The sequence below is a fragment of the Pontibaca salina genome, assembly GCF_016307205.1.
Classification (GTDB): Bacteria; Pseudomonadota; Alphaproteobacteria; order Rhodobacterales; family Rhodobacteraceae; genus Pontibaca; species Pontibaca salina.
Map to the genome: position 1 here is coordinate 36479 of NZ_JAEIJD010000015.1, position 12099 is coordinate 48577.

13 protein-coding genes are annotated in these 12099 nt (G+C 54.6%); 2 read left to right on the forward strand and 11 right to left on the reverse strand.

Features of this window, described 5'->3' with window-relative positions:
• Position 1: 1 nt before the first annotated feature.
• Positions 2-1327 carry a glycolate oxidase subunit GlcF gene (gene glcF / locus JAO82_RS13395; protein WP_198686899.1) on the forward strand — a complete coding sequence of 442 codons (1326 nt, stop codon included), beginning with the start codon at positions 2-4 and terminating at the stop codon, positions 1325-1327.
• Positions 1328-1563: 236 nt separating this feature from the next.
• Here glcF and JAO82_RS13400 read toward each other — a convergent pair whose 3' ends face one another.
• The 11 genes from JAO82_RS13400 to dctP form a co-directional block, all read right to left on the reverse strand.
• A complete protein-coding gene (locus tag JAO82_RS13400; RefSeq protein ID WP_198686900.1) occupies positions 1564-2247 on the reverse strand; it encodes a GntR family transcriptional regulator in 684 nt (227 codons plus the stop codon).
• A gap of 147 nt (positions 2248-2394) precedes the next feature.
• Complete coding sequence (locus JAO82_RS13405; RefSeq protein WP_198686901.1) at positions 2395-3156, reverse strand: alpha/beta fold hydrolase; 762 nt, start codon at positions 3154-3156, stop codon at positions 2395-2397.
• A gap of 153 nt (positions 3157-3309) precedes the next feature.
• Entirely contained in the window at positions 3310-4425 is a 1116-nt protein-coding gene (locus tag JAO82_RS13410) for a Zn-dependent alcohol dehydrogenase (protein WP_198686902.1), read from the reverse strand.
• 85 nt (positions 4426-4510) lie between these two features.
• Positions 4511-4801 carry a DUF6166 domain-containing protein gene (locus JAO82_RS13415; protein ID WP_198686903.1) on the reverse strand — a complete coding sequence of 97 codons (291 nt, stop codon included), beginning with the start codon at positions 4799-4801 and terminating at the stop codon, positions 4511-4513.
• Complete coding sequence (locus JAO82_RS13420; RefSeq protein ID WP_198686904.1) at positions 4798-4992, reverse strand: hypothetical protein; 195 nt, start codon at positions 4990-4992, stop codon at positions 4798-4800. The genes JAO82_RS13415 and JAO82_RS13420 overlap by 4 nt, the downstream gene beginning before the upstream one ends.
• A 49-nt stretch (positions 4993-5041) precedes the next feature.
• The gene (locus JAO82_RS13425) at positions 5042-5413 is read right to left on the reverse strand and encodes a hypothetical protein (RefSeq protein ID WP_198686905.1); all 372 of its coding nucleotides are present in this window, start codon (positions 5411-5413) and stop codon (positions 5042-5044) included.
• A gap of 77 nt (positions 5414-5490) precedes the next feature.
• On the reverse strand, positions 5491-6279 hold the full coding sequence (locus tag JAO82_RS13430) for a sterol desaturase family protein (protein ID WP_198686906.1): 789 nt from the start codon (positions 6277-6279) through the stop codon (positions 5491-5493).
• Positions 6280-6508: 229 nt separating this feature from the next.
• Positions 6509-7630: an NAD(P)/FAD-dependent oxidoreductase gene (locus JAO82_RS13435; protein ID WP_198686907.1), complete on the reverse strand. Its 1122-nt coding sequence runs from the start codon at positions 7628-7630 to the stop codon at positions 6509-6511.
• A gap of 77 nt (positions 7631-7707) precedes the next feature.
• Complete coding sequence (locus JAO82_RS13440) at positions 7708-9024, reverse strand: TRAP transporter large permease (protein ID WP_198686908.1); 1317 nt, start codon at positions 9022-9024, stop codon at positions 7708-7710.
• Between the two features lie 4 nt (positions 9025-9028).
• Complete coding sequence (locus JAO82_RS13445; protein ID WP_198686909.1) at positions 9029-9520, reverse strand: TRAP transporter small permease subunit; 492 nt, start codon at positions 9518-9520, stop codon at positions 9029-9031.
• A gap of 82 nt (positions 9521-9602) precedes the next feature.
• Positions 9603-10580 carry a TRAP transporter substrate-binding protein DctP gene (dctP, locus tag JAO82_RS13450; protein WP_198686910.1) on the reverse strand — a complete coding sequence of 326 codons (978 nt, stop codon included), beginning with the start codon at positions 10578-10580 and terminating at the stop codon, positions 9603-9605.
• Between the two features lie 990 nt (positions 10581-11570).
• Between dctP and JAO82_RS13455 the strand changes: the two genes are divergently transcribed.
• Positions 11571-11759: a hypothetical protein gene (locus JAO82_RS13455; RefSeq protein WP_198686911.1), complete on the forward strand. Its 189-nt coding sequence runs from the start codon at positions 11571-11573 to the stop codon at positions 11757-11759.
• Positions 11760-12099: the final 340 nt, after the last annotated feature.

The following is a 12099-nucleotide window of genomic DNA, read 5'->3' on the forward strand; positions in this document are numbered from 1 at the left end:
CATGCAAACAACATTCACGCCAGAGCAGCTGAGCGATCCGGATACCGCCCGGTCCAATGACATCCTTCGCGCATGTGTCCACTGCGGCTTTTGCACGGCCACCTGCCCGACCTACCAGGTGCTTGGTGACGAGCTCGATAGCCCACGGGGGCGCATCTACCTGATCAAGGACATGCTGGAGAATGAGCGTCAGCCGGATGCCACCACAGTTAAACATATCGACCGCTGCCTGTCTTGCCTGTCTTGCATGACGACCTGTCCATCGGGCGTCCATTACATGCATTTGGTCGATCACGCGCGCCACTATATCGAACAGAACTACCGTCGCCCCGCCAGCGACCGCGCATTGCGCTGGCTTCTGGCGCAGATCCTGCCCTATCCGGCCCGGTTCCGGGCCGCATTGGTCGGGGCCAAGATCGGTAGGGTGTTTGCCCGTTTCATGCCAGATCCGCGGCTTCGCGCCATGCTCGAGATGGCCCCGCGTCAAATACCTCCGGTCAGCCGTAACGACGCTCCGCAGGTTTTTCCGGCGCAGGGAGTCCGGCGCAAACGCGTTGCCCTGATGACCGGCTGTGCACAACGCGCGCTGAATACCGACATCAATGACGCCACGATACGGCTGCTCCAGCGGCACGGCTGTGACGTGGTCATCACAGACGGGACCGGATGTTGCGGAGCGCTTACGCATCATATGGGAAAAACCGAGCAAGCCCTGACAATGGCCGGAAAGAATATCCGCGCCTGGACCCGCGAGATGGATGGCGATGGGCTGGATGCGATTGTCATCAACACCTCGGGATGTGGGACTACGGTCAAGGATTACGGCCACATGTTTCGGACCGGTGACCTGGCAGCGGCGGCGAAACGTGTTTCGGCCATCGCAAAAGACGTTTCCGAGGTCATGATCGATCTGGGCTTGCAAGATGCAACCCATGCCAAGCCCCTGCAGGTGGCCTATCATTCAGCCTGCTCGCTTCAGCACGGTCAACAGATCAAAACCTACCCAAAAGACCTTCTGAAGTCCGCGGGCTTTACGGTACGCGAACCCCAGAATGCGCATCTCTGCTGTGGATCGGCGGGAACCTATAACCTGATGCAGCCCGAAATTTCCGCGGAATTGAAGGCGCGCAAGGTCGAAACGCTAAACGCGCTATCGCCTGACGTAATCGCAGCCGGGAATATCGGCTGTATGATGCAAATTGGCGGGGGTATGGATGTACCAGTTCTGCATACCGTCGAACTGCTCGACTGGGCAACGGGCGGACCGGTGCCCCCGGCAATAGAAAAACTTGGTGCCACGAATTCAGGCATTTCGAGCGCCGAGTGAGGCAAGCAATGGAATAGCCCGCTTGACCAGAGGTGGTCGCAGGATTTCGGACCAGTTGCCAAGATCTGGTGATCTGACGCAGGAAGCCCTCTTTGACAATAGCGGAACCGCTATTCAGCTGAGTTCAAGCCCAAGGTTTTGTTTGATGTCATCCGTGCAGAATTGAAGGCCTCTTCAACCCCGCCATGATATCCCGCCCTCGCGGGCAATCACCAACTAACAGCTATTTCTCCACATTAGATGGTAGAGCGCGCAAATTCGACAATATAATCGCTCAATGCATCGGAAGCTATTCCTGCATTCTCTTCGTCTCCGCGCGATATCGCACGAGCTACATTTTCATGGAGGCGCGCACAGCGCTCTAAATCGAATGCTTTGCGATAATGCTGAAACCAAAAGCGCCGCGACAGCCCCTGCATTCGCTGCATGGCACCTTCAGCAAACTCGTTGTGACACGCTTTAACAATGGCGCGGTTGAACTGAAGATCCAATCGCATAAACGCCGCTTCATCACAACTATCGGCAGCTTGCCCTAATTGATCGGCCAAATCGGAAAAAGCCTTTTGCTCTGCAGGTGTAGCACGAATGGCCGCCTTGCGCGCACAAAGGCGCTCAACCTCGCGTCGCAGTTCCAGCAAGAGCAGCTGACGCGACAGATTGATTTCCGATACAAACGCCCCGCGTCGCGGAATAACGTTGACCAGCCCTTCGCTTGCCAGACGCTGCAGGGCTTCGCGGATCGGTGTCCGGCCAATGCCCAAATCCTTGATGAGCTGAGCTTCCGACAGCACCTGTCCGGGGGCAATCTCCAGAGTGACGATCATCTCCTCAATTTCCCGGTAGGCGCGCTCAGCGAGGGTGTCGGCTCCGGCGTGGAGATGCTGTTCAGGCTTTCCGATCACATTCTGAATATTGCTCATCGTGTTTCTCGTAACCTTTCAACTGACTGCCTTACCGTGAGTATGGCGTCATCTTACCTCGATATTCAAGCTTTTGGAGATGGATATATCTTTGTTACTTATAGAAATGTCACAGTGTCCAAAAGGCTTACGCAATCTGTAACTGTTTCAGCCTGTTTCGCAAGATAGCGCAAACCCCTCCAGCGCCGAGGCAAATCGCTGTGGATCGTGAGCCATTGGCAAATGGCCGCAATCCTCCCAGACCTCCAGACGGGCGTTTGGCAAAGCATTCGCCATCGAGTGGGCGTGCTCGATCGGACACTCGGGATCCTCTGCCCCATGTATGAGCAAAACCGGCAGTTTTATGCTGTTCAATTCCTGACGATAGTCCGCTTTTCTGGCGCTCAACCAAGATCCGGCCACAGCCCGATCGGTTGCGGCTTGCGTAAGCTGTAAACGCTTGACGCGCCCGGCGGCCTCTTCAGCCAGCTTTTCCGCCGTTTCTTCGTGAAACCAGATTGCGTCCTTGCCGCCATCCACCTGCAAGCAGGAACTACCACTGATCAGCCCGAGTCCGATTATCCCTTCCGCACCATATCGTTTGAGATATTCAAGTGCGACAAGGCTGCCCATGCTCCAGCCCACCAGAACAATGGGACCGGTGGCCTGTTTGATCACCGCACGCAAATCCGATGCGAAGGCCGTCATCGTGTAGGCTTCCAACACATCTGGTGCGAATGACGCGGCCCGCCCGCGCAGATTGGGCGCCAATATGCGGCGCGTATCAGATAGTTGCGGGATGATCGGTGCCCAGATCGCGGCAGTCCCCTGAATCCCGTGGACCAAGACCACATTTGTTCGACCAGAGCTGTCAGACCCGGATGCCACGCACTCTAATCTGCCCGCCTCGCTTTCTACAAACATAAGCATTTTCTTTTCTTTGAATATTCCGGGTTATGCTGGGCGGCCTGTGCCATAGGAGCATGTTCAGTGCTCCCCGAAAACATCTGTTTCAGGCATTTTCCGAAACGCTTTAAATCAAGCATTTTATGGCACTTGGAAACGCATCGAATCTGCGGCGCATCAATCGTCGAAAATGATCACGCTGCGGATTGCTTCGCCGTTCTTCAAGGCTTCAAACCCTTCGTTGATCTCCTCAAGGCTGATCCTGTTCGTGATCAATGAATCCAGTTTAAGCTGCCCGTCCAGATAGGACCGGCACAGAAAGGGAAAGTCTTGACGGGGGCGTGCATCACCATAGCTGGAGCGGCGGATACGCTTCTCTTGCATCAGCGATCCCCAGCGGAACGCGACATCTTGATCCACATCGGTCTTGCCCAGCCAAATCGCTTGCCCGCCTGGACGCACCGCCTCCACCGTCAGGCGAAAAGCTGCCTCGTTGCCGGCGGATTCGATGACCACATCAACACCGCGGTCAGAGGTATTGCTGCGAGCGAGGCTCGCCGCATCGTCTTTCTGAGGGTTTATCAGAACAGTCGCGCCCATCTCGGCCGCTGCCTGGAGTCTGCTCTCTTGAAGGTCGACGGCAAATATTTGTTCCGCGCCTCCCAACACAGCGCCTTGGATTGCAGCGAGTCCGACAGCACCACAGCCGATAACCATTACCGACATTCCCGGGCGAACCTTGGCGACATTCAATGCCGCTCCGACGCCTGTCATGACCCCGCAACCAATCAATGCGGCACGGTCAAATGGCATTTCACGCGGTACCGGAATGGCTTGCTGGTCTTGCACCACACAATATTCGCCAAAGGCACCGAGATACATAAGCTGGTGCAGGCCGGGGCCATCCGCGAGACGGGCCTTCGGCTTGCCGTCAAATGCAAACCCTTTCGGGGTATTCTCCAGATAGGTTTCGCAGAGAATAGGCAGGCTTTGATCACAGTAAAAGCAATCACCGCAATGTGGGTTCCAGGACAGGATCACGTGATCCCCCACCTCGACCCCGCGCGCATCTGGCCCCACCTGTTCCACAACACCGGCCGCTTCATGGCCAAGCACAATCGGAAACGGCAAGCGCAACGAACCCTCAATCACCTCAAGGTCGGTGTGGCAAAGGCCGGCGGCCCGAATTTTGACTAGGACATCCCTTGCACCCAGCTCGTTCAACTGGGCCGTTTCGATTTTAATCGGCGAGTTTGTCTCGTGTAAAACCGCTGCCTTGAACTGTATACTCAATTTCTTTTGTTTCCGTTGTTATGAATTGATCCCAGCGCGACTACCCTACCCGGTACAAGATTAGCCTTCATTTTGCACCTGTAGTTCAAAGCTGCTCGATTGCGGTATCAATATCGGCTGACGTCATTTCCCATTCATTGGCAAAGTTAGCCGTAATCAACTTCATGAAAGGCTTGGCCAATTCCTTGGACCTTTTGGCATCGCCAGTGTGGTCATAGAGCATCGCAAAGGCGAGTTGCGTTGCGGGTGGAGCTTCGAACCCCCATTCAAAGCCGCCGCTCGTAAATTTGGTTATCTTGCTGTGGTCCTCGAGGTCCTTGCCGTTCACCGTAACGACAATTCCGTCGATCGTGCGGTCACCTGTATATACTTTCACGGTTCTTTCCTCCCGTCACTTTTCGATCGCATCACTTCAGGGAAAATCCACAATGAAAACACGCTGAATGGACCTAAGAAAACCAAAGCCCACTGTGGGCCGACCTGCCCGAGTTGGCCCATATAAAGCCAGCCTGCGATTGCGGCCAATGCCACCATTACAGACAGTCCAAGTTTAACCACGAACGGCATAGAAGTTGCTCCTTTCTTTAGATTTATCTAACTGGGCTCATGCGACTTATCACACCATAATCTGCAGGCCGTAGGCAGAACAACCAAGCCCTATCATCACGATTGCGAGGCCCACAAATCCATCCCGCCACTTGCCCGGCCAGATATTAAACAGCGCTGGAGTGAACAGAAACGCCATTCCGCCCGCAATCACCATACTGGTCCAACGCAAATGCGTGATCCCGTAGGTGACGGTGCCATAGAGCACCAGCAGCAGGAGTAATGTGTTCAGCAGAACCATTGCCAAGCCGAGTGGCCGGGTCAATTCAGGACGCGTTGTCAAAGGAAAGACACCGCTCATTACAAAAAATCCCATACTCGCGACGCTGGAAAAGATTGTAAAGAGTAGTAGGGCAAAGAGGTTGGGTTCAATTGCATTCATGGCAGTGCCTCCGCCTTGCAGAGTGGCAGCCTAAGCCACCAACTCTGCGTGAGCTATTGGGGTGCGAATAAGTCTGTTTATTCGCCGGGCTGAATTGTTGCGCGCGACTGGACCGGTTTGCGCGATGTTCTGCGCATATCCTTACGGAGATGGCTTGTATTGTATCCGTTAAAGAGATGGCCAATCAGGCCACGGTTCAAATCCGAAGTGCCAAACAGCCAATCCATGATCGGAAACGTCAAGTTCATGTTGCGCTCCATCATGAGTGACTGATCATGATGCGCAGTGTGGGCGCGCCGGTTTGAGTTGATCAATGGCACATTTCGCACAAACCAATTGTCTTCGACATGGCAGCAGAAGTGCATGAATTCGTAGATAACATAGATTGAAGTGGTGGTAGTGATGAACAGCCAACCAACGTTGGGGGTGAACACAGTCCCAAGGATAATCGCACCTGGAATAGACATGAGCGTGAAAGCGGCCAGCGCATAAGGCGGAAAGAAAGTCACGCGATAGTCTTTATGATCCGCAAACCGCATTTCCACTTCGGTGAAAAACTGGTGATGCTGGAGCGTGTGCCGATTATAGACGGCCCGTGCAATGGGGTTCTTGGAGGGCCGGTGCATGACATATTTATGCAGCCACCACTCGAAGAAATTGCAGAAGAGGAAAACTACCGGGATAGTTAACCACTCAAGCGGCCTCACCTCATGGAGGTTAGAGATGTAGATGTAAAGCGCCGTTAGGCCAATTGCGTAGATGATGACGATATGCAGAAATCCATTATACCATCCAGCCACTCGCTGCCGATAATTGGCGCGATACTGACGCTGACGATCTGTCATCTGTGTATCTTGAAGTTCCATGACTCGACTCCCTTGGATGTTTCCATCTATAATTGATATATCACTGATATGTTAGCTGCAAGCATTCGTTTTAAAACTGAAGATAACCGTAGGGGAAACGCGCAAATCGGCTGGGTCACCTATTTGCTGCTAGAGCTTGATAGGGTGGCCATTTCTCGGTCGATAGGCAGCATTGAGGGACAAATTCGTCGCGAGAGCGCCACGAACCGTTGATCGGGGCTGCCCTCGTTTAGTCATCGCTTAGGTTTGAACCTGTCGGATAACCAAAGGCCTTACGATATTTTGGAATGAACAGATCATTCCCCTTTAATTGCCGCGTTAGAAAATTGCCGGTTACCCCAAGGGGCCCGATTTGGCGCGGAACCGGCAAGTAACTGCCGCCAATTTTCCGTCCCAGCGGCACCAAAATCGGCGCATTGGTCCACGGCCGGTATGGACGGCGGCGCGCGACCGGCTTTCCGGCGGCAGCCGCCCGGAGGGTGCGGACGAGGAACGGGACTTGTCGCATGGTCGCCACAATTGTCATGGCCTCGCCAACATCCGCCGCATCGCCGCCCACAAAAAGATTGCTCCAATTGCAGGGCCGCAACCAGCTATCCGTCACCACCCTGCCCCGATTGATTTTAACGCCGGGAAGGCTGGCCAGCAGGTCGGATCTGCCCTGTGCCCCGGTCGCGCTCAGGACAAGATCCGCAGCCAGCTCCGCACCATTATCCAAGGTCACCGAGGCTTTCTCGGCGGCCCCTTCCCCAGGAATTTTGACGGCCCGTCGGTTTACAATGAGCTCCACGCCCAAAGATTGCAGCTTTCGCCGCAACATTCTCCCAAGACGGGGTGGATGGCCTGGCAGAAGATGATCTTGCTCGGAGACAAGTGTAACTGAGATGGCAGGATGTGCCGAAGCAATTTCACCGGCGAGTTCCACTCCCACTGGCCCTGCGCCAACAATGACAATCGTCTGGGCCTGGCTCACCCGTGTTCTGATCGCGTTTTGGGACGCGCGAAAATCGGCTATATCGTCGGTTTGAGGCTTGAACGGTGCCGGATAACTGGAACCGGTTGCCACAAGGATCAAATCTCCAGGCACGAACGCCCCGCTTGCAAGCGCGACCCCATCAGGACGCAGCCCGGCAGCCCGCTCGCGAATGACGCGACCCCGTGACAGCAGCCGGTCATATGGGAAGATGGCCGCGTCCAAGAGATCGCCGTCCACAAGAGAGCGGATCATCGCAGGAGTATGCACAAAGGCTTCTCGCGGTTCGATCAAAGTGACATCCATCAACGCGTCGAGGCGCCGGGAAACCTCGCTTCCGACATATCCGCCGCCGACCACCACAAGTCTTGTTGTCATATTATTCATCACTTTCTTGTGCGCAAAGCTTTACAGCCACCCGGACGGTGGCTGTAAATTTCGCCTCCAGACTATCGCTAGAAGCCAAGCACTTTAGAGGGTAGCCAGAGCACTATTTGTGGAAAGGCCATCACGATCCCCAGCGTTATGAACTGCAGGATAATGAACGGCACCACCCCTCGATACATGTCTGCCAAGGTGATCTGAGGAGGTGCAATGACCCGCAGATAGAACACTGCCGGCGCCATCGGTGGTGACAGATAGCTGGTTTGAATCACGATCAGAAAGAGGATGCAAAACCATACCGGATCAAACCCGAGATCGTTCACGATTGGTATGAAAACCGGCAGGAAAATCAGCAGAATAGAGATCCACTCCAGCGCAAAACCCGCCAGAAAGACGATTACGAGGAGCAACGCCAACGTCGCCCACGGGCTGAGGTTAGATGCCGTGATCAGCCCCTTGGTCAACTGAATGCCACCGCCAGCGACGAAGACCCCGGAAAACATCGAGCCGGCCAGCAGGATCAGCAATATCATCGAGGTCACCTGAACGGTGTTGAGCAGGGCGATGCGCAATGTAGAGAAAGTAAGCGTGCGATAGCAGGCCGCCAGCACCACCGAGCCCAAAGCGCCCATTCCTGCCGCCTCAGTCGGAGAGGCAAGACCCAGCATGATCGACCCAAGGACTGAGAAAATCATCAGCGCCGCGGGCAGGAAGGCGGTCGCTGTGATCCAGAGTCTTTCGGTTTTCGTGGGCAAGACTTCGTCATCCACCACCAGCGACCCATCTTGTGGTCGGATCGTACAGCGCACAATGATATAGATGATGTAAAGCCCTGCCATGACCAAGCCGGGAAACACCATCCCCATGAACAGGTCACCCACTGAAACATTGGCGATGGGGCCCATCAAAATCACCACAACCGAGGGCGGAATGATTGTGCCCAAGGATCCGCCGGCGCAGATCGTGCCGGAAATCAGCCCCTTATTATAGTTGTGCTTCATCATCACCGGGATCGCGAGCAGGCCCACCACGGTTTCGGTGGCACCAATCACCCCGGTCGCGGCAGCGAAAATCACGCACATCAAGACCGTACCAACGGCCAGCCCCCCCGGCAAACGACGTGTCCACAGATGCATTGCTTCGAATAACCGCTCGGCAATCCCCGAGCGCTCCAGCATCGTTCCCATGAACACGAATAACGGCACTGCGGCGAGCACGAAGTTACTTGCTACTTCGTCAACCTTGTCAACAAATTGGTGAACCAGCGCATCGCCAAAGGTGAATATACCAAAGACCGCAGCCACCCCCATCAGGGAGAAAGCGATCGGAAAGCCGGTCAAAAGGATCGCTAATAGGACCGGAAACATCCATAGAGAAGAATAATCCATCTGTTCAGACTTTCGCGCATCGACCCAGAAGGATCTGTATATTTTTTAGAATCTCGGCGATGCCCTGCAGCAGCAAACAGGCGAAGCCGATGAAGAAGAAGCTATAGTAAGGCCAGATCACTGGGTTCCAGGCGGATTCACCGGAACGTTCCTGCCACTCATATGCTTCAATCGTGTATTGAAGGAGCCCCCAAGTCAGCCAACAGGCGATGGGCAAAAACAGAACAAGATAGCTGATAAGGTCCAGTCCCGCTCGTGTTTTGGGCGAGAGCCTAAGGGCTATGACGTCGATTCTGACATGCCGATCATCGCGCAGCGTGTAGGCAGCTCCGAGCAGGAACGAAGCACCCATGGCCATGTAGCCGATTTCGTAAGCCCAGATTGTTGGCCGGCCAAAAACATAGCGGGCAACCACCTCATAGACTGAGGCAAAGATCAGAGGCAGTAAAATCAGCGCTCCAATATAGCCCAGAACCGCGCTGATTCGTCCGATCAAGCGCCGGGTGCTTATAATCATTTACATATCCTCATTGAATAGCCCCCAAAGCCCTGGCTTTGGGGGCAATCAGAGCGTCAGCTCAGCCGTCCGCCGGTGCCTGTTCGGGCAGAGCAACTTCGCGATAGCTCTCGGCGTCCTTCCAAAGCATTTCATAGGCCCGCTGGGCTTCAAAGACTCGGCTGAACCAATCGTTGCCCTCAGCCTGCTCTTCCCCCCACTCCATGGCGATTTCTTTGACTTTACGCTTGACCTCATCCTCAAGGACGATGATTTCATTGCCGTTTTCACGGTAGAATTCGAGCGCCTTGGCATCTTCGTGCCCAAGCTTGAGCCAGCTTTCCATGGTCACAATCTTAGCCGCCAGTTTGACCAGCGCCTGATCTTGTTCGGAAAGTTTTGCGAAAGAATCCGTATTGATAACAAGCTCATAAGGCGCGCTCGGCTGATGCACCCCCGGCACCACGATATATTTCGCGATCTGATAAAACCCTGGCGCGACGTTTTCATAAAGCGTGCCCCATTCGGTGGCATCAATCGCTCCGCGCTCGAGCGAGGTGTAGACATCACCGGCAGCCATTGTCACCGGCGCGGCACCGAGCTTGCTGGACAGGTCCAGCCAAGCACCTGCCGTGCGCAGCTTTAGCCCCTTGAGATCCTCCAGCGTCGAGACTGGGCGGTTTGAATGCAAAAAGACTTCGGCCGGACGCATGAACAGCGGGTACGAGACAACACCAAATCGCTCGGCCCGGAACTCTGTCCACAGCTCTTGGCCTCCGCCCTCATAGAGCCAGTGGAGCATGCGCTCGCTGTCCATGGATCCGGCAAACCCACCAAACAGAACCGCGGTCTTGTCCCTGCCCCAGTCATATCCCATCCAGGTGTGACCGACGTCGGCAATGCCTCTTCGTACGCTGCTTGATACGTCCAGTGCTTTGCCGAGGGTTCCGGCTGGGAACACCTCAATCTCAACCCGCCCCTCAGTGAGTTCGGAGACCTTCTCGGCATAGGCTTTTGCGCCCAGCTCCATAAGGGGGCCGCCGGTGACAGTTGTCGCCATCTTCCAGCGATGTTCAGGTTCTGCTGACGCAGCGGATAGCATCATTGAACCGGCTGCGGTTACCGCGAGTACTGAATTCAGCACCCATTTTCTCAGACTTCGCATTTTTTCTCCCCTCGCGCCACCTTAGTCAGCGCGTCAAATGTGTAGTGTATCAGCCGACAACTCATGCAGTGGCGACAGACGTGCCGACCACTTTCGCATATAAATGGATAAAATCAATATTTTTGTTGTGTATGGCTGATATATGTCTGCGCGGACCAGCGTGAAGCGAACAATTTTTCGCTTAATGCAGATCTTTTTGGTTCCGTATGCACGACATTCACTGTGTGCAAGCAAACTTCTGGAATACTGCGCCGCGCCTCTTGCTGCATTTTCTGGCTGGAGGCCACGGCGGAGCGGATCAAGGGCAAGACAAGCGGCCGCTTACAGTTTCAAGTGCCGCAACTAAATGATCATTTATAAACGAGTGCAAGCGCCATCCCTGGGGCCCAGTTCGCCAGATCCCCCCATGGGCCTGATGTGTCATGCGATCAGGGAGAGATCAGCGGATGTCGTGCGCGTAAGGTATTATGAAAGGCTTTATAAGCGCGCTGACAAAGCGCTTCGGCAGTATGCAAAGTTAAGATATTTCACCCATATGGCGATCTAATAATTTGATTATAATGATTATTTTTAAATGTATGAAAACCGTACTGTCCCAGCTTTGATTTACTCTCCAAACAGTATTTGCGCGGTTCCTTCGGGCCAATCTTTCTATCCGCGACCGCTTGCCGGTTCTCGCAATCTTCTTTGGGTTGATACCCAGCCTTCGGCTTAGTTCCACGTTCGCTATATTGCCGCGCGGACCGCGTACGCCCCTGTCGGCCATTAAACATGCCCTATCGGTCAACGGGTTCGTGGCATCCGCTGGCGAATCTGTTCCATAATATTTTCTTCCATTCCCGCAGAAGGAACCCACTAGTATCACTTCGCTGCAGGCCAGTGGTGGTGCAGTTCGTCGATGTTGATGTCGTGCCGGTGACTCTGTTCCCCATGGCCTTGGAGATGGGGATAATCAGACCTCAGATCGGCAGAGTTACCAAGACCGATCAGCAATTAGACGGTGAGCAGGAGTGGCCAGGTCAATCCAAGGATGATGATGGCAACAGCGACCCCGAGCATTCCTGCGACCATTAGCCAAGCGCCGGAATGGATCACGGGCCTCTGAGGAAACCTGTCTAAAAGCTGCAGCAGAGCCAGTGCTGAGAACATGCCGCCCGCACACCAGAACGACCGTGTTGACCAGAACCATTGCGCTGGCAGCTGCTATTTGCCTCCGTCATCGTGATGAACGGCAGATGCTTGTCGACAGGTTTCAGCGGGGCAAAGACAGCGGGATGGATAGCATGTATATGTGGGTCTGACATAGAGAAGAGGTCCCTGTGACCTGCCACGGGATTTTTCCTCCATCTGGAATTAGAGTCTGGCCCAACGAAGGGACGGACAATGAAGCGATCAAGATACACAGAAGAACAGA

What these genes read in the sequence shown, in the direction of transcription:
- glcF (WP_198686899.1), top strand. Translation starts at nt 2, where the DNA reads ATGCAAACAACATTCACGCCAGAGCAGCTGAGCGATCCGGATACCGCC.
- JAO82_RS13400 (WP_198686900.1), bottom strand. Translation starts at nt 2,247, where the DNA reads ATGAGCAATATTCAGAATGTGATCGGAAAGCCTGAACAGCATCTCCAC.
- JAO82_RS13405 (WP_198686901.1), bottom strand. Translation starts at nt 3,156, where the DNA reads ATGCTTATGTTTGTAGAAAGCGAGGCGGGCAGATTAGAGTGCGTGGCA.
- JAO82_RS13420 (WP_198686904.1), bottom strand. Translation starts at nt 4,992, where the DNA reads ATGCCGTTCGTGGTTAAACTTGGACTGTCTGTAATGGTGGCATTGGCC.
- JAO82_RS13425 (WP_198686905.1), bottom strand. Translation starts at nt 5,413, where the DNA reads ATGAATGCAATTGAACCCAACCTCTTTGCCCTACTACTCTTTACAATC.
- JAO82_RS13430 (WP_198686906.1), bottom strand. Translation starts at nt 6,279, where the DNA reads ATGGAACTTCAAGATACACAGATGACAGATCGTCAGCGTCAGTATCGC.
- JAO82_RS13435 (WP_198686907.1), bottom strand. Translation starts at nt 7,630, where the DNA reads ATGACAACAAGACTTGTGGTGGTCGGCGGCGGATATGTCGGAAGCGAG.
- JAO82_RS13440 (WP_198686908.1), bottom strand. Translation starts at nt 9,024, where the DNA reads ATGGATTATTCTTCTCTATGGATGTTTCCGGTCCTATTAGCGATCCTT.
- dctP (WP_198686910.1), bottom strand. Translation starts at nt 10,580, where the DNA reads ATGGCGACAACTGTCACCGGCGGCCCCCTTATGGAGCTGGGCGCAAAA.